General features: G+C 70.7%; 26 protein-coding genes. 18 read left to right on the forward strand and 8 right to left on the reverse strand.

What is annotated here, in order from left to right; genetic code table 11:
- Complete coding sequence (locus FB561_RS01920) at positions 1–585, forward strand: dihydrofolate reductase family protein (RefSeq protein WP_145802383.1); 585 nt, start codon at positions 1–3, stop codon at positions 583–585.
- On the opposite strand, the gene FB561_RS01925 is transcribed toward FB561_RS01920, so the two are convergent.
- The 3 genes from FB561_RS01925 to FB561_RS39145 are packed head-to-tail and all read right to left on the reverse strand — an operon-like array spanning position 573 to position 1,905.
- Complete coding sequence (locus FB561_RS01925) at positions 573–1,262, reverse strand: peptidyl-tRNA hydrolase (RefSeq protein ID WP_145802385.1); 690 nt, start codon at positions 1,260–1,262, stop codon at positions 573–575. The genes FB561_RS01920 and FB561_RS01925 overlap by 13 nt on opposite strands.
- A 51-nt stretch (positions 1,263–1,313) precedes the next feature.
- Positions 1,314–1,613, reverse strand: a complete 300-nt coding sequence (locus tag FB561_RS01930; protein WP_170284557.1) for a helix-turn-helix domain-containing protein — start codon at positions 1,611–1,613, stop codon at positions 1,314–1,316.
- The gene (locus FB561_RS39145; protein WP_202880521.1) at positions 1,606–1,905 is read right to left on the reverse strand and encodes a type II toxin-antitoxin system RelE/ParE family toxin; all 300 of its coding nucleotides are present in this window, start codon (positions 1,903–1,905) and stop codon (positions 1,606–1,608) included. Before FB561_RS39145 ends, FB561_RS01930 begins: the two co-directional genes overlap by 8 nt.
- A 164-nt stretch (positions 1,906–2,069) precedes the next feature.
- On the opposite strand from FB561_RS39145, the gene FB561_RS01940 reads away from it, so the two are divergent.
- The 13 genes from FB561_RS01940 (at position 2,070) to FB561_RS02000 (ending at position 17,244) form a co-directional block, all read left to right on the forward strand.
- Positions 2,070–2,861 carry a thymidylate synthase gene (locus FB561_RS01940; RefSeq protein ID WP_145802387.1) on the forward strand — a complete coding sequence of 264 codons (792 nt, stop codon included), beginning with the start codon at positions 2,070–2,072 and terminating at the stop codon, positions 2,859–2,861.
- Positions 2,858–3,319 carry a dihydrofolate reductase gene (locus tag FB561_RS01945; protein ID WP_145802389.1) on the forward strand — a complete coding sequence of 154 codons (462 nt, stop codon included), beginning with the start codon at positions 2,858–2,860 and terminating at the stop codon, positions 3,317–3,319. Before FB561_RS01940 ends, FB561_RS01945 begins: the two co-directional genes overlap by 4 nt.
- A 144-nt stretch (positions 3,320–3,463) precedes the next feature.
- Positions 3,464–4,744 carry a toxic anion resistance protein gene (locus tag FB561_RS01950; protein WP_238334610.1) on the forward strand — a complete coding sequence of 427 codons (1,281 nt, stop codon included), beginning with the start codon at positions 3,464–3,466 and terminating at the stop codon, positions 4,742–4,744.
- A gap of 75 nt (positions 4,745–4,819) precedes the next feature.
- The gene (locus FB561_RS01955) at positions 4,820–5,440 is read left to right on the forward strand and encodes a hypothetical protein (RefSeq protein WP_145802391.1); all 621 of its coding nucleotides are present in this window, start codon (positions 4,820–4,822) and stop codon (positions 5,438–5,440) included.
- Positions 5,437–6,981 (forward strand): AAA family ATPase, encoded by a 1,545-nt coding sequence (locus tag FB561_RS01960; protein WP_145802393.1) that lies wholly within the window; start codon positions 5,437–5,439, stop codon positions 6,979–6,981. Before FB561_RS01955 ends, FB561_RS01960 begins: the two co-directional genes overlap by 4 nt.
- On the forward strand, positions 6,978–8,318 hold the full coding sequence (locus tag FB561_RS01965) for a hypothetical protein (protein ID WP_145802395.1): 1,341 nt from the start codon (positions 6,978–6,980) through the stop codon (positions 8,316–8,318). The genes FB561_RS01960 and FB561_RS01965 overlap by 4 nt, the downstream gene beginning before the upstream one ends.
- Positions 8,315–9,298 (forward strand): glutamate ABC transporter substrate-binding protein, encoded by a 984-nt coding sequence (locus FB561_RS01970; RefSeq protein ID WP_145802397.1) that lies wholly within the window; start codon positions 8,315–8,317, stop codon positions 9,296–9,298. Before FB561_RS01965 ends, FB561_RS01970 begins: the two co-directional genes overlap by 4 nt.
- Positions 9,298–10,443, forward strand: coding sequence for a coiled-coil domain-containing protein (locus FB561_RS01975; RefSeq protein ID WP_145802399.1), 1,146 nt, complete (start codon positions 9,298–9,300; stop codon positions 10,441–10,443). Before FB561_RS01970 ends, FB561_RS01975 begins: the two co-directional genes overlap by 1 nt.
- Positions 10,440–12,830: a serine/threonine-protein kinase gene (locus tag FB561_RS01980; RefSeq protein WP_145802401.1), complete on the forward strand. Its 2,391-nt coding sequence runs from the start codon at positions 10,440–10,442 to the stop codon at positions 12,828–12,830. Before FB561_RS01975 ends, FB561_RS01980 begins: the two co-directional genes overlap by 4 nt.
- Positions 12,815–13,879 carry a protein phosphatase 2C domain-containing protein gene (locus FB561_RS01985; RefSeq protein ID WP_145802403.1) on the forward strand — a complete coding sequence of 355 codons (1,065 nt, stop codon included), beginning with the start codon at positions 12,815–12,817 and terminating at the stop codon, positions 13,877–13,879. Before FB561_RS01980 ends, FB561_RS01985 begins: the two co-directional genes overlap by 16 nt.
- A gap of 28 nt (positions 13,880–13,907) precedes the next feature.
- Positions 13,908–15,185 carry a vWA domain-containing protein gene (locus FB561_RS01990; protein WP_145802405.1) on the forward strand — a complete coding sequence of 426 codons (1,278 nt, stop codon included), beginning with the start codon at positions 13,908–13,910 and terminating at the stop codon, positions 15,183–15,185.
- A complete protein-coding gene (locus tag FB561_RS01995; protein ID WP_145802407.1) occupies positions 15,182–15,898 on the forward strand; it encodes an FHA domain-containing protein in 717 nt (238 codons plus the stop codon). The genes FB561_RS01990 and FB561_RS01995 overlap by 4 nt, the downstream gene beginning before the upstream one ends.
- Positions 15,899–16,044: 146 nt before the next feature.
- Entirely contained in the window at positions 16,045–17,244 is a 1,200-nt protein-coding gene (locus tag FB561_RS02000) for an epoxide hydrolase family protein (RefSeq protein ID WP_145802409.1), read from the forward strand.
- A gap of 18 nt (positions 17,245–17,262) precedes the next feature.
- Here the strand turns inward: FB561_RS02000 and FB561_RS02005 are convergent, their stop codons facing one another.
- Both FB561_RS02005 and FB561_RS02010 read right to left on the reverse strand, forming a co-directional pair.
- Positions 17,263–17,703: a hypothetical protein gene (locus FB561_RS02005; RefSeq protein WP_145802410.1), complete on the reverse strand. Its 441-nt coding sequence runs from the start codon at positions 17,701–17,703 to the stop codon at positions 17,263–17,265.
- A 134-nt stretch (positions 17,704–17,837) separates the two neighbouring features.
- Positions 17,838–18,770: a GNAT family N-acetyltransferase gene (locus FB561_RS02010; RefSeq protein ID WP_145802413.1), complete on the reverse strand. Its 933-nt coding sequence runs from the start codon at positions 18,768–18,770 to the stop codon at positions 17,838–17,840.
- Between the two features lie 214 nt (positions 18,771–18,984).
- On the opposite strand from FB561_RS02010, the gene FB561_RS02015 reads away from it, so the two are divergent.
- On the forward strand, positions 18,985–19,428 hold the full coding sequence (locus FB561_RS02015; RefSeq protein WP_145802415.1) for a guanyl-specific ribonuclease: 444 nt from the start codon (positions 18,985–18,987) through the stop codon (positions 19,426–19,428).
- A gap of 12 nt (positions 19,429–19,440) precedes the next feature.
- Complete coding sequence (locus tag FB561_RS02020; RefSeq protein WP_145802417.1) at positions 19,441–20,001, forward strand: DinB family protein; 561 nt, start codon at positions 19,441–19,443, stop codon at positions 19,999–20,001.
- Between the two features lie 142 nt (positions 20,002–20,143).
- On the opposite strand, the gene groL is transcribed toward FB561_RS02020, so the two are convergent.
- On the reverse strand, positions 20,144–21,769 hold the full coding sequence (gene groL / locus FB561_RS02025; protein WP_145802419.1) for a chaperonin GroEL: 1,626 nt from the start codon (positions 21,767–21,769) through the stop codon (positions 20,144–20,146).
- 239 nt (positions 21,770–22,008) lie between these two features.
- Between groL and FB561_RS02030 the strand changes: the two genes are divergently transcribed.
- Positions 22,009–22,569, forward strand: coding sequence for a GNAT family N-acetyltransferase (locus FB561_RS02030; RefSeq protein ID WP_145802421.1), 561 nt, complete (start codon positions 22,009–22,011; stop codon positions 22,567–22,569).
- Here the strand turns inward: FB561_RS02030 and FB561_RS02035 are convergent.
- Positions 22,566–22,913 carry an MmcQ/YjbR family DNA-binding protein gene (locus FB561_RS02035; RefSeq protein WP_145802423.1) on the reverse strand — a complete coding sequence of 116 codons (348 nt, stop codon included), beginning with the start codon at positions 22,911–22,913 and terminating at the stop codon, positions 22,566–22,568. The genes FB561_RS02030 and FB561_RS02035 overlap by 4 nt on opposite strands.
- Positions 22,914–23,045: 132 nt before the next feature.
- On the opposite strand from FB561_RS02035, the gene FB561_RS02040 reads away from it, so the two are divergent.
- Positions 23,046–23,375, forward strand: a complete 330-nt coding sequence (locus FB561_RS02040; RefSeq protein WP_145802425.1) for a PspC domain-containing protein — start codon at positions 23,046–23,048, stop codon at positions 23,373–23,375.
- Positions 23,376–23,395: 20 nt separating this feature from the next.
- Here the strand turns inward: FB561_RS02040 and FB561_RS02045 are convergent, their stop codons facing one another.
- On the reverse strand, positions 23,396–23,812 hold the full coding sequence (locus FB561_RS02045; RefSeq protein WP_145802427.1) for a hypothetical protein: 417 nt from the start codon (positions 23,810–23,812) through the stop codon (positions 23,396–23,398).
- Positions 23,813–23,952: the final 140 nt, after the last annotated feature.

The raw sequence follows: 23,952 nt of genomic DNA on the forward strand, positions 1-23,952 counted from the left end.
ATGGCAAGAGTGATCGCCTCGGCCGCCGTGTCTCTGGACGGCTTCGTGGCCGACACCGGGGACGCGGTCGGGCCGCTGTTCGACTGGTACGACAACGGCCCGGTCGAGGTGTTCGGCACGGATCCGGACCGCCCGTTCCGGGTCAGCCAGGCCAGCGCGGACTACATCAACGCGATCTGGCCGAAGGTGGGCGCGGTGGTCATCGGCCGGCGCCTGTTCGACCTCACCAACGGCTGGAACGGCGTCCCCGCGGTCGGCGACCACGTCTTCGTCGTCACCCACGAACGACCCACCGACTGGCCGTTCCCCGACGCCCCGTTCACGTTCGTCAACGGGATCGAGGAGGCGGTCGTCCGGGCCAAGGCGCACGCGCGCGACCGGTACGTGTCGGTGACCGCGGGCAACCTGACCGGCCAGGCCCTCGCCGCCGGCCTGGTCGACGAGATCGCGTACAACCTGGTGCCGGTCCTGTTCGGCTCCGGCGTCCGCTTCTTCGGGGAGTACGCGGGGCCGCAGGTACTGCTGGAGGACCCGACCGTGGTCCAGGGCGACCGGGTCACGCACCTGCACTATCACCTGAGGTGAGGGTGGTCCGCGATCACCGTGCGGGAGCCCGGGACGACCTCGGTGAAGCCGGCGTCCTGGACGACGGGCAGGTCGGCGCTGAGGAGCTCGGCCCATTGAGTGGGGGTCGCGGTCCGTACGGCGAGGCGGAAGTCGTCGGCGATCCACGCCTTCCGCGCCGACTCGGGAAGCGCCCACCAAGCCAGCTGCGCCGCGTGCCCGCACTGCGCCATCGTCTTCCCGGTCGACATCTCCAACCCGGGATTCACCCAGAGCACAGGCAAGTCGTCCGCGGGTACGCCGGGCTCCTCCTCGTCCACGAGGTCCGTCCCGGTCACCTGCAACTTCGCCAAGTCCTTCGGCACCTCGTCCAACGGCACCGGCGGAAACACCCGCACCTCGGCTTCCGGCGTACCACCTTCGCCAATGGTGGAGTCTGCTTCCGAGGTGACCGTGATGCCGGGCAGAGCAGCAGCCCGCCGCCACTCGATCCCCCGAGCCCGCCGCACCACCTTCCGAATCCGAGCGTCCTGCCAGGCCGTCATCGCCTCGGCCCACTCCCCCTCCCCCACGGACCGCTCATCAGCCAGGATCGCCAACACCCCGCGAGCAGCAGCCTCCAAAGCCACCGTCCGCCCTGGCCGAGCCCCCTTCTCCACCCGCAGAACCAAAGTCAGCACATACTCCACATCACTCACAGAGCGAGTCTCCCAGCTCCGCGGTGGCTGCCTCAGGCGACCGGCTGAAGCTCAGGCGGCGGAGTCCCCTCGCTCGAACTTCACGACGAGATGCGTGTCGAGCGCCTGAGCGATCCGCTCGAGCAGAGCGAGCGTCGGCACGGTCCCACCAGCCTCGAACCGCGCCAAGGCGGACTGAGTCATGCCGGCAGCCTCTGACAGCCTCGTCTGAGTCCAGCCGCGCTCTTCCCGCATCTGCCGAACCGCGGCGCCGAGCTCGAACGCCCGCCGAGCAGCGTCATACGCATCCGCCGCACCAGGCTCCGCCATCCGCTCCCGGCGCAGCCGCGCCCAGTCCTGTCGCTCACCCATCCCAACCCTCCGCTCCATCCGGCACGGTGTGCGCATCGAGGACACAGCGCCGATACGCACGCCGAGCCCGCTCGAGTTCACGAGTCTCCCGCGCCCTCGACTTCCGGAACACCGTCAGCAGCACGATCCGCAACGCGTCCTGCTCAAGCCAGAACCTCAACTCCCGAAGCTTTCCGTCGATCTGCTTCGTGTACGGCTCACCCAGGAGAGGTCCACGATCAGCCAACAGATCCACGTAGAACGCCGCTCTCGCGAAGAGCGACGTCGGTAAGCCCTCCAGCCATTCACGCACCTCGTCCTCGAGTTCAACTCGTACCCCAACTCATAGCATCGATGCTATAGAGATGAATCACTCTTCGTCACATCGTGGCGACTGCGAGCTGGATCCAACGGATCGCCGACAGGGCGTGGCATGGCGGCTTCGGGGGCGCTTCGCCGGGTGTTAGCTTGGCGGGCATGCGGCAGTACTTGGATCTTCTTGGGCTGGTTCTGGCGGACGGGGTCGCGAAGGGGGATCGGACCGGGACCGGGACGCTGAGCGTTTTCGGGCATCAGGCGCGGTACGACCTGCGGGCCGGGTTTCCGGCGGTGACGACCAAGAAGCTGCACCTGCGGTCGGTGGTCGGGGAGCTGATCTGGTTCCTCAGCGGGTCGACGAACGTGAAGTGGCTGCAGGAGAACGGGATCTCGATCTGGGACGAGTGGGCCGGCGAGGACGGTGAGCTCGGACCGGTCTACGGGTACCAGTGGCGGTCCTGGCCGACGCCGGACGGGCGGCACGTGGACCAGATCGCGCAGGTGATCGAGTCGATCAAGCGCAACCCGGACTCGCGCCGGCACATCGTCAACGCGTGGAACGTGGCCGACGTCGACGGGATGGCGTTGCCGCCCTGTCACACGATGTTCCAGTTCTACGTGGCCGACGGGCGGTTGTCCTGCCAGCTGTACCAGCGGTCCGCGGACATCTTCCTCGGCGTCCCGTTCAACATCGCCTCGTACGCCCTGCTCACCCACATGGTCGCGCAGCAGACCGGGCTCGAGGTGGGCGACTTCGTCCACACGCTCGGCGACGCGCACCTCTACCTGAACCACGTCGAGCAGGCCAAGCTCCAGCTCACCCGCGAACCGCGATCGCTGCCGACGCTCCGGCTGAACAAGCGGGACTCCATCGACTCGTACGAGATCGGCGACGTCGAGCTGGTCGGGTACGACCCGCACCCGGGGATCAAGGCGCCGATCGCGGTATGACCGTCGTCCTGATCGCGGCGGTCGGGCGCAACGGGGTGATCGGCCGTGACAACGACCTGCCCTGGCGGATCCCCGCGGACCTGCAGCACTTCAAGCGGCTCACCCTCGGCCACACCCTGGTGATGGGCCGCAAGACCTACGACTCGATCGGCCGCCCACTCCCCGGCCGCCGCACCGTCGTCGTCACCCGGCAGCCGGACTGGTCCGTCCCCGGCGTCGCGGTCGCGCACGACCTGGCCACCGCCCTCACAGTTGCAGACGGCAACGACATCTACGTGGCCGGGGGCGGCGAGATCTACCGGCAGGCGCTGGCGTCCGCCGACCGGCTGGAGCTGACCGAGGTCGACCAGGCGCCCGACGGCGACGTCACCTTCCCGTCCATCGACCCCGCCGACTGGACCGAGACGGCCCGCGACGCCCACGACGGCTTCAGCTTCGTCACCTACCACCGCGCCTGAACCGAGGCCGACCCGTCCAGCCACCGGACCGGTGCCGGACCGTGACCTCCGAATGGGCCGGGAACCGCGTAGATTGTGTGCGCGTCACGGACTGATGACAGGGACGCGGGCATCGGTCCGCGACCGGGCCACCGGAGGGGAACCATGACCGAAGCCGACAACACGCAGGGAGCCGGTTCGGCCGCGAGTGCCGGAGCGGGAGCCGCTGCGCAGGTGTCGCCGCTGCAGCCGCCGACCGCGACCGCCCCGGCGCTGGTACTCACCGCGCCCGAGCCGCCACAGCCCGTGGCCGCCACCGCCGCTCCGAGTCTGGCGCCCGCCGTCGACCCGGCCGCGTTGCCGGGGCTGGACTCGAAGGTCGACACGTTCCTCACCTCGCTGATGACGACGGCGCCGCGCTCGCCCGAGTTCGCCGCGAAGGCCGGCGACGTCCGGAGCATGGGCGACACCGACATCCGCAACGCCGCCGAGAGCTCGAACCGGTTGCTGCAGTCACCGGTCAAGGCCCTGCAGAGCGGCGGACTGTCGGAGGGCTCGACGGTCGGCAAGACGCTGATCGAGCTGCGCCGCACGGTCGAGGACCTGGACCCGAAGGAAGCGACCGGGGCGAAGAAGCTGCTCGGGATGATCCCGTTCGGCGACAAGATCGAGGACTACTTCCGCAAGTACCAGAGCGCCCAGAGCCACCTCGAGGGGATCCTGCACGCGCTCCGCGACGGCCAGGACCAGCTCGGCAAGGACAACGCCGCCCTCAACCTGGAGAAGCAGCAGCTCTGGGACGCGATGACCCGGCTGAACCAGTACGTGTACGTCGCCGAGCGGCTGGACGCTCGCCTGTCGGCGGGCATCGCCGAGCTCGAGGCGACCGACCCGGACAAGGCCAAGGCGCTCCGCGACGACGTGCTGTTCTACGTCCGGCAGAAGCACCAGGACCTGCTCACCCAGCTCGCCGTGTCGATCCAGAACTACCTGGCCATCGACATCGTGATCAAGAACAACATCGAGCTGATCAAGGGTGTGGACCGCGCGTCCACCACGACCGTGTCGGCGCTGCGGACCGCGGTCATCGTGGCCCAGGCCCTCGGCAACCAGAAGCTCGTGCTCGACCAGATCACCGCGCTGAACACCACCACCAGCGGCATGATCGAGCGCACCTCGCAGATGCTCCGGGACAACTCGGTGGCGATCCAGCAGCAGGCCGCGTCGGCGACGATCGGGCTGCCGCAGCTGCAGGCGGCGTTCTCCAACATCTACGCCACGATGGACGCGATCGACACCTTCAAGGTGCAGGCGCTGGACTCGATGGCGGCGACGATCGGCACCCTGGAGACCGAGGTGACCAAGTCGCGCGGCTACCTGGACCGGGTCGCCCAGCAGGACCAGCGGGTGATCCAGGGCAGCCTCGACCTGGACCTCGGGCGCTGACCCGGACCAGCAGACCAGCCGGCCGTCGGTCCTGACGCCGGCCACCACGACACCGGAGCGGGGGAACACGACCGTATGGCGCTGGGCGACTTCTTCGCGCGGCTGACCGGCCGCAGGGCGGAGCCCGAGCCTGCCCCGGTACCCCGCGCGCCCACCACCCAGGATCTGCTGGACGCGCTGGTCCGGGTCGAGCAGCTGGTGGCCGACGGCGCCGTCCCGGGCGTGGTCGCGTCCCGGGTCGGCCGGGTGGTCCGGACGGTCCGCGAGACCATCCCGCGGCTGGGCAACCTGGGCGGCAGCGCGCAGGCGTACTCGGTGATGGCGACCGCGACCGACTACTTGCCCGAGGCAATCGGTGGATACCTGCGGCTGCCCCGGCAGTGGGCGGACAGCCGGCCGGTGGACAAGGGCAAGACGTCGCTGATGATCCTGATCGACCAGCTGGACCTGCTGGGAGCCACGATGGACAAGGTCTTCGACGCGGTGAACCGGGCCGACGCGGCCGCCCTGGTCGCGCACGGCCGGTTCCTGCAGGAGAAGTTCGGCACCGGCTCCACCGGCGGCGGCCTGGCCCTCGGCCGGACCACGTCCACGCCCGCTCCCGACCTCGCCCCGCCGGACGCGGGACCGGCTGGATCAAGCGGACCGAGTACGGGTGGGCCGCTGCAACCGCCGCCGGGACGAGGAGGGGCATGAGCACCGTGGGGGGTACGTCGTTGCAGGACGCGTTGGAGGAGTTGCTCGCGGTCGCGACCCGGGCCGGCGTCGACACCGGCGTGGCCCGCACCGAGGCTCTGCAACTCGCGGCCGCACTCGCCGAGTCGGCGCCGAAGGCATCGGTCGACTGGGCCGCGGTGCAGCCGGGAGCGACGACGCAGGACTTCTTCGACGCCGCGGTCCGCGGACGCCGCTGGCGCGGTGCACCGACCGCGATCCTGGCCGACCTGATCGCGCAGGGCTCGGCCGAGAAGATCCCGTACGCCGAGGCGCTGGCCGAGGTGGCCTCGGCGGCTTGCGCACTCGGTGAGCCGACGATGCGTGTCGTCGGCAACGCTTCCGTCGCGGCCGCCGCCCAACTCCAGGCCGCCGGCGCCCGTCCATTGCGCGTCGGCACAAGCCCTGCGTCCACAGGCATTTCCGGCCCGCAGCCGGGCAGCGCGGGCGATCCCCAGGCCGCGGTGTCACCCGCTCAGCAGGCCGAGGTGCAGACCGCGGCGGACGCCGTACCGGCTGAGCCCGAGAAGTCCGTCGAGGAGTTGCTCGCCGAGCTGGACGCGTTGACCGGGCTCGAGCGGGTGAAGCGTGAGGTGCATCGGCAGGTCGCCGTGCTCCGGGTGGAGAAGCTGCGGACCGAGGCCGGGCTGAAGAGTCCGACGATCACCCGGCACCTCGTCTTCGTCGGCAATCCGGGCACCGGCAAGACCACGGTGGCGCGGCTGGTGAGCGGGATCTACAAGGCGCTCGGCCTGTTGTCCAAGGGCCAGCTGGTCGAGGTGGACCGCTCCGAGCTCGTCGCCGGGTACCTCGGCCAGACGGCCACCAAGACCGCCGACGTGGTCGCGTCCGCGGCCGGCGGGGTGCTGTTCATCGACGAGGCGTACAGCCTGACCGCCGGGGACACCGGCGCCGACCAGTACGGGCGGGAAGCCGTCGACACGCTGGTGAAGGAGATGGAGGACCGGCGCGACGACCTGGTCGTGATCGTTGCCGGGTACCCCGAACCGATGGAGGCGTTCGTCGCCGCGAACCCGGGACTGGCGAGCCGGTTCCGGACCACGATCGGGTTCGACGACTACACCGACGACGAGCTGACCGACATCCTGACCGGGCTGGCCGGGGCGGCCGACTACGAGCTGGACGCGGCCGCGCTGGAGCAGTTCCGGGTGATCCTCGCGTCGACGCCGCGGAACCGGTCGTTCGGCAACGGCCGGTTCGCCCGGAACGTGCTGGAGGCCGCGATCGGCCGGCATGCCTGGCGACTGCGCGATGTGACGGCACCGACCACCGATCAGCTGCGTCGGATCCTGGCCGAGGACCTGACCGACGAAGCTCTGGTCCCGCCGGCACCCGTCGACAAGGCCCCGGTGGCCGACGAGCTGAGCAGCACCGAGACGACCGCGCCCGACGAGGCGACCGCACCCGACGCAGCGACCGCACCCGACGAGGCGACGTCCGAAGCCGAGCGGGACGCGGCGGACGACCGGCCCGACCGGCCCGAGCAAGGAGAACAGGCGTGACCCAGACAGTGAGTGCGCCGCCGGCGACCTGGTCGCCGCCCGGGCAGCAGCAGGCGCCGGGCCAGCCGCCCGCTCTGCAGACGCCGGGCACCCCTGCAGCAACCAGGCAAGGGGCGGTCAGCCGATGGTTCGCCGGTACTCCCGGCCGGATGCGGGCGCTGCTGATCCTGACCGCGGTCGTCTGTGTGCTCTTCGGACTCGCGGCGGCGCAGGGATTCCGGCAGTCCGACGGCGCCCTCCAGCGCGCCGAGGAGAACACCGCCCAACTGGTCCGGATCCAGTCGATCCACACCAACCTGGTCAGCGCCAACGCGGACGCCACCAACTCCTTCCTGGTCGGCGGCCTCGAACCGCCGGCCCAGCGCGCCCACTTCGTCGACGCGACGTCGGCGGCCTCCCGGCTCGTCGCGGAGGCGGCGACCGCGCAGCCCGCGGACCAGAAGGCGCTCGGCGAGCTGAACGCGACGCTGCTGCGGTACAACGGCCTGATCGAGCAGGCCCGGGCCAACAACCGGCAGGGCCTGCCGATCGGTTCGCAGTACCTGAAGGACGCGAACGCGGTCCTGCAGACCGACGTGCTGCCGCAGGTGAACGCGCTGGTCCAGGCGAACGAGGGCCGCGTGGACTCCGAGTTCGACGGCGTCGGCGGCGGTACCGCGTGGGTGGTGGTGGCCGGGCTGATCGCGCTCGCGGTGCTCGGCCTGACCATGGTCTGGCTGGCCCGCCGGACGCACCGGTACGTGAACGTCCCGCTCGCGGCCGGCGCGGTCCTGGTGCTGCTGACGATGCTGGTCGGCGGGGTCGCGCTCGGCGGCGCGAGCAGTACGGCGAAGGACACCCGCGAAGGCGCGTTCGCCGACACGCTGGCGATGTCCCGGGCCCGGATCGCGGCGTACGACGCGAAGTCGAACGAGAGCCTGACCCTGATCGCGCGCGGCTCGGGCGCCGAGTTCGAGAAGGCCTGGCAGACGTCGGCCAAGCGCGTCGACGAGGAACTGGCGAACGCCCAGTCCCGGACCAGCCGGACCTCGCGGACGCCGTGGAACAAGTACAAGGCGATCCACCAAGACCTCCGCGGCAAGGACGACGGCGGCAACTGGGACGCCGCCGTCGACGAGGCGATCGGCGCGACCGGCGAGACGTCCAACACGAGCTTCGCGCTCTTCGACAAGGCCTCGGCCGCGACGCTGAAGACCACCAGCAGGACTGCGAGCGACGAGCTGACCGACGCCCGGGACGGGCTGCCGCCGATCGGCTGGCTCGGCCTCCCGATCGGGATCGCCGCCGCCCTGCTCGCCGCCTGGGGCCTGTCCCAGCGACTGGGGGAATACCGATGAAGAAGACCACCCTGCTCGCGGCCACCGCCGCGATCGCCGTCCTCGCGGTCACCGCCTGCTCGCCCGGCGAGTACGCCGCCACCGAGATCCCGCGCAACACCGCCCCGGTGGAGACCACGGATCCGCCCGCCCCGACGCAGCAGCCCGACTGCGGCAACCCGCTCGCGTCGTACGCGCCCGAGGGGGCGATGCCGACGCCGGAGGAGCTGCCCGCCGGGTCGACGATGGCGCGGATCAAGCAGCGCGGCCGGCTGATCGCGGGCGTGTCCGCGGACAGCCTGCACCTGGGCTCCCGGAACCCGATCAGCGGCCGGATCGAGGGCTTCGACATCGACATGATTTACGCGGTCGCCGACGCGATCTTCGGCAAGCCGGCGCCGGGTCAGCCGCACAACGTCGAGCTGCGGGTGATCTCCAGCCCGGACCGGATCCCGGCGCTGGAGAAGAACCAGGTCGACATCGTCGCCCGGAACATGACGATCAACTGCGAGCGCTGGCAGCGGATCGCGTTCTCGGCCGAGTACTACCGCTCCGGGCAGAAGACGCTGGTGCCGCTCGACTCGACGGCCAAGAGCGTGAAGGACCTGAGCGGCAAGACCGTCTGCGCCCCGGCCGGTTCGACCAGCCTGGAGAACCTGAAGAAGGAGAACCCGGCCGTCAAGCCGGTCACCGCCGACACCGACACCGGCTGCCTGGTGCTTTTCCAGCAGGGCAAGGCGTATGCGATCAGCGGCGACGACACGGTACTCGCCGGGGACGCCGCGCAGGACCCGTACGCGAAGGTCCTCAACGACCGGTTCAGCGACGAGCCGTACGGGCTCGGGATCAACGCGCAGAACAAGGACTTCGTCCGGTTCGTGAACCAGGTGCTCGCGCAGATCAAGGCCGACGGGACCTGGATGGCGTCGTACAACCGGTGGCTCGCGCCCGACCTGGGCAAGCTGGCGGCCCCGCCGGCCCCCGTGTACGGCAGGAGCTGATGACCGTCCGTACGCCGACCGCCGTCGCGCCCGCACCGCCGGGGAAGATCGGCAGCAGCATCCCCGCGCAGGAGCTGCTGGCGTTCCTCGATGCCCTGGGCACCTGGCGGGACCGGCGCAAGGCCGAGCTGGACGAGCTCGACCAGGCCGCGCTGCAGTCCCCCGACGCGGACGCGCTGAGTGCCGACGTGGTGCTCGGGATGGCGGTGTGGAAGGCGGTCTCGGACCGGTACGAGCTGATCCTGCTGACCTGGGACTCCGGCCGCGTCGGGCCGACCGAGACCGAGCGGATCTCCACCTTGATCTGGGGCGGCCTGGACACCGGTGGGGCCGGCGGTTCGCTCGCCGTGTCGTTGCCGGAGGCGTGCAGTTTGTCGGACGCGCTGGCGTCGACGCTGCGGTCCAAGCTCGCCCTCGATCCCGGGGACGCCGACCTGGCCCAGCGGTTGCGGCAGCTGCGCGCCCAGGTCGAGCGGATCCACGACCAGCTCAGTACCGAGCCGGCCGCGACCCGCAACCAGGCGATCGCGACCCACCACGACCTGGACCGCCGGGTCACCGAGCTGACCGAGAAGGCCAAGCGGGGCGCGGATGTCGGCGGGTTGATCGGCTCGCTGGAGATGGATGCCGCGCGCACCGAACGCGACCTCATCGTCGGCGCGGCCACTCGCCGGGAACGGGCCGCCGACGTGGCCCGGGCGAGGACGCTGCGGACCGACCTGGAGGCTCAGGGGACCGCGGTCCGGGCGTTGGCGGACCGCTGTGTCGCCGGAGTCACGCCGGCCCCACGGCTCGGCGTACCGGATGTGACCGCGCTCGGGCCGGTGCCGAACACGCCGGCCGAGCTGGAGAAGTACCTGACCCGGCTGGACGCGGTACGCCGCGCGCTGGGGCAGGCGCAGTCGGCGTACGGAGCGGCCCTGGAACGCAGGGACGAGCTGGCCGCGCGACTGGACGCGTACAAGGTGAAGGCGGCGAGCGTGCAGCGGACCGCGGGCACCGACGAGGACCTGGCCGAGTTGTACCGGCGCGGTCGCGAGGTGGTCGAGACGGAACCGGTGGACCTGGTCCGGCTCGGCGCGCTCGTGGCGGCGTACCAGACCTATCTGGACACCAGCGTCGCCGCCTCAGGAGGGACGACATGACGACCACCGCCTGTACCCAACCGGGTTGCACCGGCTCGATCCTGGACGGCTACTGCGACGTCTGCGGCTCCCCCGCGGCCGCAAGCAGCAACCCCGGCAGCACCGGTACGGCCGTCACCGGCAACGCAGGCTCGGGCGGCGGGAGCGCGGCGCCGGTCACCGGTGCGTGCCGCCAGCCGGGCTGCACCGGGACGTACCTGGACGGGTATTGCGACGTCTGCGGCTCGCCTGCCCCCGACGGCGTGGGCGGTTCGGTGCCGGACGCCGAGCCGATCAGCTCGCCGTCGACGGTGTCACGTGCCTCGAACCGGCTGGCGTCCACGCCGCTCGGTTCCGCGCGAGCGGCCGCGGCCGGGTCCAAGCTGACCCGGCGGCTCGGCACGTCGTCCACCCGGTTGCGCGGTGCGCGGCTCGGGGCCGGGCTGACCACGGTGCCGCCGATCCCCGCGATCGACGCGAGCAAGGCGATCCTGGCCGACCCGCAGGTGCCCGAGGACCGGCGGAACTGCCCGAGCTGCGGCAACGCGGTCGGCCGGTCCCGGGGCGACCAGCCCGGCCGGACCGAGGGGTTCTGCCCGAACTGCCGCAGTCCGTACTCGTTCTCGCCGAAGCTGAAGAAGGGCGACCTGGTCGGCGGCCAGTACGAGGTGGCCGGCTGTCTCGCGCACGGTGGTTTCGGCTGGATCTACATGGCCCGGGACAAGAACGTGTCCGACCGCTGGGTCGTGCTCAAGGGCCTGCTGAACTCCGAGGACCCGGACGCCGTCGCGGCCGCGATCGCGGAGCAGCAGTTCCTGGCCCGGGTCGAGCACCCGCTGATCGTGGAGATCTACAACTTCGTCACCCACGAGGGCGCCGGGTACATCGTGATGGAGTACGTCGGCGGCACCTCGCTGAAGACGTTGCTCAAGCAGCGGATGAAGGCGAACCACGGCCGGTACGACGCGCTGCCGATCGACCAGGCGATCGCGTATCTGCTGGAGATCCTGCCCGCGTTCTCCTACCTGCACGACCTCGGCGTGCTCTACTGCGACTTCAAGCCGGACAACATCATCCAGGTCGGCGACGCGGTCAAGCTGATCGACCTCGGCGGGGTCCGGCCGATCGACGACCTGGACTCGGCGATCTACGGCACGGTCGGGTACCAGGCGCCCGAGGTGCCCGAGGTCGGCCCGTCGATCGCGTCCGACATCTACACCCTCGGCCGCACCCTGACGGTGCTGGCGATGGAGTTCCGCGGCTACCAGTCGACGTACATCGCGTCGCTCCCGCCGGTGTCCGACGTGCCGTTGTTCCAGCAGTACGACTCGGTGTACCGGCTGCTGGCGAAGGCGTGCGCGAAGGACCCCGCCGACCGCTTCGTGTCCGCCGACGAGCTGCGGGTGCAGTTGCTCGGCGTACTGCGCGAGGTGGTCGCCGCGAAGAACGGGGCGGGTGCCGCGCAGCACTCCACGTCGTCGCTGCTGTTCGGCAGCCCGGGTGACCTGGCGACGGGCCCGGCCGAGTCGGCGCCGCCATGGCAGCGGCTCCCCTCGTTGCTGCCCGACGAGGGTGACAAGCAGGCGGGCTGGCTGAAGACGGTCAGCGTCCCCGATCCGGCGAAGCGGCTGGAGGTCCTGACCACGGCGCCGGAGTCCTCCCCCCAGGTGCTGCTGGAGACCGCGCAGGCCGCGCTGGAGGCCGGACAGTACGACCTGGTCGACGCCTCGGTGACCGAGCTGCTGTCGGAGGACCCGTGGGAGTGGCGGGCGGTCTGGATGTCCGGACTGGTCGCGTTGGCTCGCGAAGACTCCAGGGCCGCGCAGTCCGCGTTCAACGCCGTCTACGGTCAGGTCCCCGGTGAGCTCGCACCGAAGCTCGCGCTCGCGGTGTCCTGCCAGCTGAGCGGTGAGTACGACGTTGCCGAGGGCCTCTTCCTGACCTGCGCGCGAACCGATGCGAACTACATCGCGCCGTCGGCGTTCGGGCTGGCCGCCATCCGCGCGGACCGTGGCGACCTGGACGGGGCGGTGTCCGCACTCGACCTGGTCCCGCAGACCAGCGGCGCGTACATCCGGGCCCGCCGGCAACGAGCCGGTCTGCTGGCAGGATCGGGACGTGGGCTGGCCGCTTTGGCCGAGGCCATGGGCAGTATCGAGGCCCTGACGATCGACCCGGTGGACCGGGCGAACCTGTCCGCGAGCGTGTTCCGGAACGCGCTCGACGTGGTCCTCGGCAGCGGGCCGGACCCGCAGCTGCGGATCTCCGGCCGGGCCGCGACCGAGCCGGACCTGCGGGACGGCCTGGAAGCGGCCTACCGTGAGCTGGCCGGTCACGCCCGGAGCCGGGAGGAACGGATCGCCCTGGTCGACCTGGCCAACGAGGTTCGAGGATGGACGCTGCGATGACGAGTACGACCCGGACGGCCTGCCCGCAGTGCGGCGGCCCGATCTCCGACGCCGACCTGTACTGCGAGGCGTGCGGCGCCGAGCTGCAGCCGAGTAGTGGACCGAGCACCCCCGCCCTCGACACGGACACCGAGCCGACCGTCGAGCTCAACCCCGCGGCCGCGACGCCCGCCGGGCCGTGCCGGTCCTGCGGTGGCACGATCGGTGCCGACAGCTACTGCGAGACCTGCGGGACCAAGGCAACCAAGCCGCGGGACCACTTCAGCGAGCAGCCCGCACCCTGGGTCGCCGCGGTGTGCGACCGCGGCATCCGGCACAGCCGCAACGAGGACGCGGTGGCCGTCGCCGCCGACGCCGAGCCGGGCAGCCGCGCGATGATGGTGGTGTGCGACGGGGTCAGCTCGTCGCTGGATTCCGACGTGGCCAGCCTGGCCGCGGCGCGCGCCGCCCGCGACGTACTGGCCGCCGGTCACGCGCAGGGCATCGGTACCGAGTCGTCCCGGGTCGCGGCGGTGATCGCCCGGCTGAACGCGGCCGCCGACGCCGCGAGCGACGCCGTCCTCGCGAACACCAGCCCGGACAGCCCGAACCCGGCGTCCTGCACGTTCGTCGCGACCGTGCTCGAGGCCGATCTGCTGATCGCCGGCGTGGTCGGCGACAGCCGCGCGTACTGGTTCCCGGACGAGGCCGAGGCGGTCGCGCTGACCGTGGACGACTCGTGGGCGGCCGAGCTGATCGCGACCGGCGTCCCGCGGGAGCAGGCCGAGACCGGGCCGCAGGCGCACGCGATCACCCGCTGGCTGGGCAAGGACGCCCCGGACCACACCCCGCGGACCACCACGCTCAAGGTGGCCGGGCCGGGCTGGCTGCTGGTCTGCTCCGACGGGCTGTGGAACTACTGCTCCGAGGCGGCACCGCTGGCCGGCCTCGTCCGTCAGACCGCTGCGGCCGCGAACGGCGAACCGCTCGCCACCGCGTCCGCGCTGGTCGACTGGGCCAACGCCCAGGGCGGCCAGGACAACATCACCGTCGCGCTCGCGCGGCTGTAGAAACCGCTGATCGAAAGGAACGCCCGAGATGGCCGAGTTCTCCGCCACCGTCTACCAGAACGAGTTCCTGCCCGACGGCGGCACCGACGTGCACGCGATCGTCACCGTGGCCTGCTCCGGCGCCGGCACGGCCGGCCAGTCCGGCAGCGGTGACGCCGGCGAGATCATCATCGTCGACACCTCCGGCTCGATGGGCGCCGAGGGCGTCCGGGCCGCCGCGTACGCCGCGCAGACCGCGCTCGACCAGATCCTCGACGGGGTCTGGTTCGCGGTGATCTCCGGCAACGACCGGGCCCAGCTCGCGTTCCCGGCGACGACCGAACCGGTGATGGTCCGGATGGATCCGCGGACCCGGCAGGCCGCGAAGGAGGCGGTGGCCAAGTTCTACGCCGACGGCGGGACCGCGATGGGGACCTGGCTGCGGCTGGCGTCCCGGGTGTTCGCGACCGTGCCGTCGCTGACCCAGAAGCACGCGATCCTGCTCACCGACGGCGAGAACCAGCACGAGTCGCCCGAGGTGCTGACCCAGACCATCGAGGCGGTCACCGGTCAGTTCCAGTGCGACTGCCGTGGTGTCGGGGTGGCCTGGCAGGTCGACGAGGTCCGCCGGATCGCGACCGCGCTGCTCGGCACCGTCGACATCATTCCGGCGCCGGACCAGCTGGCCGCGGAGTTCTCCCGGCTGATCCAGAGCTCGATGAGCAAGGGCGTCGCGTCGGCCGACCTGCGGGTCTGGGCGCCGCAGGGTGCGCAGGTGCTGTTCGTCCGCCAGGTCGCGCCGGCCGTCGACGACCTGACCTCCCGCCGGACCCAGGTGAACGCGCTGACCGCGTCGTACCCGACCGGTTCCTGGGGTGACGAGTCCCGTGACTACCACGTCGCGATCCGGCTGGCCGCGAAGGGCATCGGGCAGGAGCAGCTGGCCGCCCGGGTCCAGCTCGCCGTCGGTGAGCAGGTCCTGGCGCAGGGTCTGGTGAAGGCGCTGTGGTCGGCGGACGAGGCGCTCACCACCCGGATCAGCCCGGAGGTCGCGCACTACACCGGCCAGACCGAGCTGGCGAACGCGATCCAGGAGGGCCTGGCCGCGAAGGCCGCCGGCGACACCGCGACCGCGACCACCAAGCTCGGCCGCGCGGTCCAACTCGCCGCCCAGACCGGGAACGAGGAAGCCACCACCCGACTGCGTAAGGTGGTCGAGATCGACGACCAGGACACCGGCACCGTGCGGTTGAAGCGCAGCATCGAGAAGGCCGACGAGATGGCGCTCGACACCGCCTCCACCAAGACCACCCGGGTGAGGAAATGACAGCTGTCACCTGTCCGAGCGGGCACCCGTCCGTCTCCACGGACTACTGCGACGTCTGCGGTCTGCCGATCGGCGCCGCCGCGACTCCGGCGGCCGCCTCGGTTCCGGCTCCCGCGGCGGCCGCTCCCGTTGCCCCGGCGACCACGCAGTCCTGCCCGAACTGCTCGGAGTCCGCGGCCGTGGACGCGTTGTTCTGCGAGAACTGCGGCTACGACTTCACCACCGGTACGATGCCGCGCCCGGCGTCCACCCTCGACCTCAGCACTCCTCCCCCGGCTCCGCCGGCGCCCCAAGCGGTCGCCGACTGGGTCGCCGAGCGCTGGGTCGACCCCGACTGGTACGCGGTCCAGCAGAGCGACGACCCGTGCCCGTCCCCAGGTCTCCCGGTTGTCGTCCCGCTGGCCGACAAGAGCATCCTGATCGGCCGCCCGTCGAAGAGCCGCGGCATCACCCCGCAGATCGACTGCGGTGACGACACCGGCGTCAGCCGCCGCCAGGCCCAGCTCAGCACCGACGGCCAACGCTGGTGGGTCGAGGACCTCCAGTCCTCCAACGGCACGTACGTCGCGTCGTCGGCCGGCCCGCTCCCCGAAGACCCGATCCCCCCGGGCCAGCGCCGCGAACTCAAAGAGGACGACCGCATCTACGTAGGCGCCTGGACCCGCCTCGTCGTCCGCAAAGCCACCCCCGAAGAACAAGCCGGCCAGGCCTGAGGCAGCGCTTCTGTCCTCTTGATCCAGGTAAAGGCAACAACCTGGATTAAGAGGAGAGAAGAGTCCAGGTTTGATGAGGTAGAAACTTGAAGATCCCGGAGCAATCGCGGAAGGAGGTCTTCCGCGATTGTTTCTAGGTTGCTGGTATGACGAACAGCAGCGAGATTCAGGGTTTTCGGATCGAGGTTCCGCAGGCTGAGGTGGACGAGCTGCGGGCTCGGGTGCGGGATGCTCGGTGGCCGGCGGTGCCGCGGGTGGACGACTGGAGCCGGGGTGTGCCGGCCGGGTACTTGCAGGAGCTGGCCGAGTACTGGGCGGACGGGTTCGACTGGCGCGCTCAGGAGGCGGCGCTCAACGAGATTCCGCAATTCATCACCGAGATCGACGGGCAGCGGATCCACTTCCTGCACCAGCGGTCGCCCGAGCCCGATGCGGTGCCGTTGATCCTGACGCACGGCTGGCCGGGGTCGCCGGTCGAGTTCAGCAAGGTGATCGGGCCACTCACCGACCCGCGATCGTACGGCGGGGACCCGGCGGACGCGTTCCACGTCGTGGTGCCGTCGTTGCCGGGGTACGGGTTCTCGAATCCGATCGGGGAGAACGGGTTCAACCTCTTCGGGGTCGCGTCGATGTGGGCCGAGTTGATGACGCGCCTCGGGTACGAGCGGTTCGCGGCACACGGTACCGACGTGGGCTCCGGGGTCACCGGGATGCTCCCGTACGTCGCACCGGGCCGCGTCGTCGGACTGCACCTGGCCGGGCTGGTCGCGTCCACGCCGTTCGACGGACCGGTCGAGGTCGAAGGGTTGTCGGCGGCGGACGTGGTGAGGGCGGAGAAGTTCAACCGGACGCTCGTCGACGGATTCGGGTACCTCACCCTGCAGTCGACGCGGCCGCAGACGCTGGCGTACTCGCTGAACGACTCGCCGATCGGCCAGCTGGCGTGGATCGTGGAGAAGTTCGCCGAGTGGACCGACCCGGCGGCCAAGCTGCCCGAGGAGGCGGTCGACAAGGACCAGCTGCTCACCAACGTCAGCCTGTACTGGTTCACCGGCTCGGGTGCTTCGTCCGCGCACGCGGTGGCCGACGGGATGGCCGCCTGGCGCGCCTTCGCCGAACAGCAGGCGAATCAGACCGAGGACGACGCCGCGCAGCAGTGGTCCGCCCCCGGGCCGCCGACCGGGGTGGCCGTGTTCGGCGCCGAGACGGCGATCCGGAAGCTGACCGACCCGGTCGGCAAGATCGAGCACTGGACCGAGTACGAACGTGGTGGGCACTTCGCCGCGATGGAGGTCCCCGACCTGCTCACCGCCGACCTGCGGACCTTCTTCCGGCCGTTGCGCTGACCGGTCCCGGCGGCCGCGTCACCCGTGGGTCCACGCGGCCGCCGGCCGGAAGCACAGCACCTCGATCAGTACCGACCCGGCCAGGATCGGGACCGCCCAGGTCCACGGGTGATCGGGCACGCTGACCACCAGGATCCCTGTCCACAAAGCGATCCAGCCCCCGCCGTACCCGCGCAGCACACCCCGGTACCAGAGTCCGCCAGGCGCCTCAGCGGCACGATGACCGAAGTACACGAACAGGTAGGACGCGAGCGAGATCGGCCAGAAGACCCAGAGCCGGGCCCAGTCGTACGGGACCATCACCAGCGCGCTGAGGCAGACGATCGCGACGGTCCAGTGGTAGGTCTCGGCGGCCCAGTTCAGCCGGCGGAGGCGCAAGGTGAGGACGATGGCGAGGGGCCCGAAGAGCACGGCGGCGACCCCGGCCGCCACGTGCAGGATCAGTGCGATGTCGCGCATCGCCCGCCCCTGCTCGGCTCCGGCCACCCTCCGGAGGTTGATGACATGTCAGGGAGCATAAGGACCAAAGCCCGCGCCGTCTGCCCTTCGCGACGGACTTTCTCGCGAAGGGCGGACGAAGGTACCGCGGCTGGTCAGCCGAGCGGGTGGCTGGCGACCACCCGGACCGCGAAGTTCCGGTAGTGCAGCCGTTCGAAGCTGGCCGCCATCGGCTTGTTGCCGAGGTCGGTGTCGGCTCCGATCCGCTCGGCGCCCTGCTCGGCCAGGACGTGGGTGATCTCGGCGAGCAGGTCGTCGCTGTACCGATGGCCGCGATGCTCGGCGAGGACCCCGAGGTACCCGACGACCGGGCCGCCGTTGTTGGCCGACGGCACCGCGAACCCGATCAGCGCACCCGCCTCGTCGTACGCGAGCCGCCACCAGGACCGGTCACCCGGCAGGGATCGGTACAGCTCCACCTCCTCGCGAGCGGCGCCGTCCACGCCCACCCGGGCGACGGCTCGCGCGGTCGAGGCGTCGAGGCTGCCCTCGATCACCCGGCGGAACACGTCCACGAACGCCTCGTCGTCGGCCGGCTCGAACCGCAGCCGGGTCGACCGGGCCGGCAACCCGTCGGCCGGGGTCCACTCGTACCGCAGCCGCTCGGTGGTCTCCGACAACCCGGCCGCGGCCGCCGCCTGGAGCCGGGGTTCGAGGGCGGCGACGACGTCCGGCCGATCACGCCAGCCGTTCGGCAGGAAGATGTGGTACTCCGGGCCCTCGTGGCCGGCGGGGAACGAGGCGGTGCCGTGCTTGATCAGCTCGGCCCAGACCGGAACCGGGTCGCCCGTACCCGCGTAGTACAGGCCGTCGATGGCCAGCGGGTGAGCGAACTGCTCCATCCCCCACCAGACGGCGAGGGCGGTGATGCGGCCGTCCTCCTCGGCGACCCAGGTCCACTCGTGCCGGTACGCGCCGGACGCGAGGAACTGCTGGAACCGCTCGAGCGTGACGGTGTTGACCGACTGGTCGGCGATCAGGGCGAGCAGGGTGTCGAGGTCGGCCTCGACGGTGGTGCGGATGTTCACGAATCCTCCAGCAAGGAGGCGCGGATCCGCTCAGTGCGAGCTGTACGAGCGGAGGTTTCGCGCCGGGACACAAGTCAGGGTGATCATCGGTCGCTCCTTCCGCTCCGAGGGTCTCTCGCTGCCGCAGACCTTAGCGAAACGTCGGGGTCATAGGCCAGCGATTATTCACAGCTGGGATGTACCAGCGGGGTTCGGGCCGGGAAGCCTCCGAACCATGCGAACCCCCATCACCCGGGCCCTCGCCGCCGTCGCCGCACTGCTGGCCACGTTCTTCCTCGGCCTCAGCACGGCGTCCGCCGCCGCCCCCGCCGCCCGAACCGCCCCCACGTCCCTCAGCTACGCCGTCCCGTTCTCGATCGCCGCGCTGCCGTCCTGCGAGCTGAGTTCGTTGCCGGCCGAGGCGTCCGAGACCCTCGACCTGATCCACTCCGGCGGGCCGTTCCCGCACGAGCAGGACGGCACCGTCTTCCAGAACCGGGAAGGCATCCTGCCCGACGAGTCCACCGGCTACTACCACGAGTACACCGTGGAGACGCCCGGCTCACCCGACCGCGGCGCGCGCCGGCTGGTCGGCGGCGGCGAGACCACCGACCCGGAGAACCTGTACTACACCGACGACCACTACGCGTCCTTCTGCGAGGTCGATACCGCGGCCTGAAAAGATACGGCGGTGAGAACTTCAACCGCCGTCCTGCCCGGCCAGTTCGAGCTGACCTGGGCGCTGTTCGAGTACCACCTGAACCGGCTGACCCCGGAGGACCTGCTCTGGGAACCGGCGGCGGTGTGCTGGACCATGCGCCCGGACGGCTCGGGCGGCTGGCGGGCCGACTGGGACGAGCGCGAACTCGACCCGATCCCGGTCCCCACGATCGGCTGGCTCAGCTGGCACATCGGCTGGTGGTGGACGGTCGCGCTCGCGCATGCCCAGCAGGTCATCCCGCCGCACCGGACCGAGATCCACTGGCCCGGCGACCTGGCCGGCACGCTGAGCTGGATGCGCCGGCTGCAGGACGAGTGGGCCGCCGTCCTGACCGACACCGACGCCGAGCGGCTGGACCAGCCGGCCGCGTTCCCGTGGCCGCCCGAGGCGGGCAAGTCGGTCGCGGACATGTACGCGTGGGTGAACGCCGAGCTGATGAAGAACGCCGCCGAGATCGGCCAGCTCCGGCTGCTCCGCGCGGCCCAGGTCGCCCCCGACCCGGCGAGCCACCCCTTCCCCGCGGGGCAGTGAACCCGGCCGGGACCTTCTCGCCGGTGCTCGCCCAGCGGCTGATCACCGGCACCTGACCGCCGGACACAGCAAACCGGACACAGCGAAGCGGTCCCGGGCCGAGGCCCGGGACCGCTTCGTCGTGCTGGTGAACTTCAGGAGATCAGAAGTCCATGCCGCCCATGTCGGGCGCGCCACCCGGAGCGGCCGCGGCCTTCTCCGGCTTGTCGGCGATGACGGCCTCGGTGGTGAGGAACAGGGCCGCGATGGACGCCGCGTTCTGCAGCGCCGAGCGGGTCACCTTGGCCGGGTCGATGATGCCGGTCTTGATCAGGTCCACGTACTCACCGGTCGCGGCGTTCAGACCGTGACCCGGCTCGAGGTTGCGAACCTTCTCCACCACGACGCCACCCTCGAGGCCGGCGTTGACGGCGATCTGCTTCAGCGGGGCCTCGACGGCCTGCTTCACGATCTGCGCGCCGGTCGCCTCGTCGCCCTCGAGCTCGAGCTTCTCGAACGCCACCACGGAGGCCTGCAGCAGGGCCACGCCGCCACCGGCGACGATGCCCTCCTCGACGGCCGCCTTCGCGTTGCGGACGGCGTCCTCGATGCGGTGCTTGCGCTCCTTCAGCTCGACCTCGGTGGCCGCGCCGACCTTGATCACCGCGACGCCGCCGGCCAGCTTGGCCAGCCGCTCCTGCAGCTTCTCGCGGTCGTAGTCGGAGTCGGACTTCTCGATCTCGGCGCGGATCTGGTTGACCCGGCCCTCGATCGCGGCGGCCTCGCCGGTGCCCTCGACGATGGTGGTCTCGTCCTTGGTGACGACGACCTTGCGCGCCTGGCCGAGCAGCTCCAGGTCCGCGGAGTCGAGCTTGAGGCCGACCTCCTCGGAGATGACCTGGCCACCGGTCAGGATGGCGATGTCACCGAGCATGGCCTTGCGGCGGTCACCGAAGCCCGGCGCCTTGACGGCGACGGTCTTGAAGGTGCCCTTGATCTTGTTGACGACCAGGGTCGCCAGCGCCTCGCCCTCGATGTCCTCGGCGATGATGGCCAGCGGCTTGCCGGTCTGCATCACCTTCTCCAGCACCGGGACCAGGTCCTTGATGCTCGAGATCTTGCTGTTCACGATGAGGACGTACGGGTCGTCGAGGACCGCTTCCATCCGCTCCGTGTCGGTGACGAAGTACGGCGAGATGTAGCCCTTGTCGAAGCGCATACCCTCGGTGAGCTCGAGCTCGAGACCGAAGGTGTTGCTCTCCTCGACGGTGATGACGCCTTCCTTGCCGACCTTGTCCATCGCCTCGGCGATGATCTGGCCGACCTGGTTGTCGGCGGCGGAGATCGAGGCGGTGGAAGCGATCTGCTCCCGGGTCTCGACGTCCTTGGCCAGCGCCAGCAACTGCTCGCTGACGGCCTCGGTCGCCTTCTCGATGCCCTTCTTCAGGCCCATCGGGTTCGCGCCGGCGGCGACGTTGCGCAGCCCCTCGCGGACGAGGGCCTGGGCCAGCACGGTGGCGGTGGTGGTGCCGTCACCCGCGACGTCGTCGGTCTTCTTGGCAACTTCCTTGACGAGCTCGGCCCCGATCTTCTCGTACGGGTCCTCGAGCTCGATCTCCTTGGCGATGGAGACACCGTCGTTGGTGATCGTGGGGGCGCCCCACTTCTTCTCCAGCACGACGTTGCGGCCCTTCGGGCCAAGCGTCACCTTGACGGCGTCGGCGAGGGTGTTCATCCCCCGCTCGAGGCCGCGGCGCGCCTCTTCATTGAAAGAAATCAGCTTGGGCATTCTCCGCGAGTCCTCCCGCGTCGAGTTCTGTGGTCCAGCCGGCCGGATGCCCGCGACGGACGGCACCGTGCCGCGGCGGTCACGTCCCGTCGCGTCCCGGCACCTCATCGAGGCCGTCTTTGTGCAGTACTCACCGGGCGCGACTGTTATCACTCTCGCCTGGTGAGTGCTAACCAAGTATTAGCACTCGCCCCAACCGAGTGCAAGCCAGCGACCATCCAGGAGCCTAGGGTGACGGTGTGGGTATCGAGGTGGGACCGACCACTCCCGAGCGCTGGGCGGACGTGCGCACCGTGATGGGCGAACGCGGTGACCCGTCCAGGTGCTTCTGCCAGTACTTCCGGCTCCGCGGCAAGGCATGGAACTCGGCCACTCCGGAGAACAACCGGGACGCGCTGCGTGACCAGGTCCACGGCGACGAGCGGGCACCCGGCGTCCTGGCGACCGCGCCCGACGGTACGCCGGTCGGCTGGTGTGCCGTGGCTCCCCGGGCGGCCTATCCCCGCGTGCTCGCGTCACCGAACTGGCGCGGCGGTGATCCCGAGGCCTGGGTGATCACGTGCTTCGTCGTCCCGGTCCCGCACCGCCGCCAGGGCGTCGCCGCTCACCTGGTCGAAGGGGCCGTGGACTTCGCCCGGGACCAGGGCGCGACCGTGGTGGAAGCCTGCGCGGTCGACACCGCCCGAGCAGGCCGGGTCCCGTCGGCCGATCTCTACCGCGGACCCCTCTCGATCTACCTCGACGCCGGCTTCGAGGAGATCGCCCGGACCTCCCCGCAGTGGGTCCTGGTCCGCCGTTAGGGCTGTGGCGTGGTCTCCCACTGCTTGATCAGGTACTTGGGGGCTGTCAGCCGCCAGGCCTCGATGATCAGCTCGGTGACCTCGTCCTCGTCGGCCGCGGCCAGGTCGATGACGAGCCAGCCGAACCGGCCGGACTCCCACCAGGACGAGTAGACGTCCGGGTTCTCCGCGATCAGCGCCTGCTGCTCCTCCCGGAACGACTTCAGGAACAGCGTCGACTCGTCCTCGGACAGGTACCCGAAGCCCTTCTTGCGAACCCGGAAGGCCGGCTGCCCGGCCCAGCCCTCCTGCTCCTCCGCCCCCGGCAACCCCAGCACCAGTTTCAGCACCGCCTGCGCTTCCATCCTCCGACCGTAGGCGGCGGCACCGACAGAAGTCGTCAGGGACCCCGGCCCGGGGGTCCCGGGGTCGGGTCAGGGGCCGCTCGGTACCGATCCCGATGTGCCGCGGGGTCCGCAGGCAGCAGAGTTGAGGACATGACGAACTCCACCGCACCTTTCTCGAACCTGTCCGGCAAGGTCCTCCGCCGCTCCAAGAACCAGCGCATGCTGTCCGGTGTCTCCGGCGGGATCGCGGAGTACCTGAACATCGACGTCACCCTGGTCCGCCTGGGCATCGTCGGTCTCACCCTGATCACCGGCGGCTCCGCGCTGCTCGGCTACGTGGTCGCGTGGATCGTGATCCCGGAGGCCGACGGCAAGGCCGTCTGGCAGAACGTCCAGCAGAACATCCAGCAGCCCCAGCAGGACTCGCCCGAGGCGGACATCGCCACCCGCATCTACGACGACAAGCCGCCGGCCGCGTGATCCGCCGGCCGGAGCGAGGATCAGAACTTTCCTTGTTTCTTGGCGTCTTCCAGTTGCTGGACGAAGGCCGCCGCCGCTGCCTGGCGGTCGGCGGCCACCTCGGGCGCGACCTGGGCGATCAGTGCCTCGAGCCCCTGCCGGGCCGCGTCCGAACCGGTTGCTGAGCGCCACAACAGCTCATGGACCTTCGCCTCCAGGTGAGGGGCGCGGTCGAGAACGAGGTCGGCCGTACCCTGCGCGTCCGCGGCGATCCGCCGGGCGACGGGCTTGAGCTTGCGCTCGACCTTCTCGGGCGTGGTACCACTCTTGCGCCGGTCCCGCCAGCGGGTCAGGGACACGATCGCCGGGCCGCTGAAGCGCGCCAGGTTGAACCCGAGCACGACGCCCGGTGAACTTGCAGAGCGCCAGATCGAGCCGCCCGACCGACGCCTCGACATCGGCCGGCGCCTCCGGGGCCGTGATGATCAGCTCGCCGGACAGCTTGCCCTCGACCAACCAGCCGACTGTCGCCACGTCGTTCCCCTGTCGCGCGATAGAGACGCACTCCGCAGCGCCGGACCACCTCGACAGTAGCAGC

This window comes from Kribbella amoyensis (genome assembly GCF_007828865.1).
GTDB lineage: Bacteria > Actinomycetota > Actinomycetes > Propionibacteriales > Kribbellaceae > Kribbella > Kribbella amoyensis.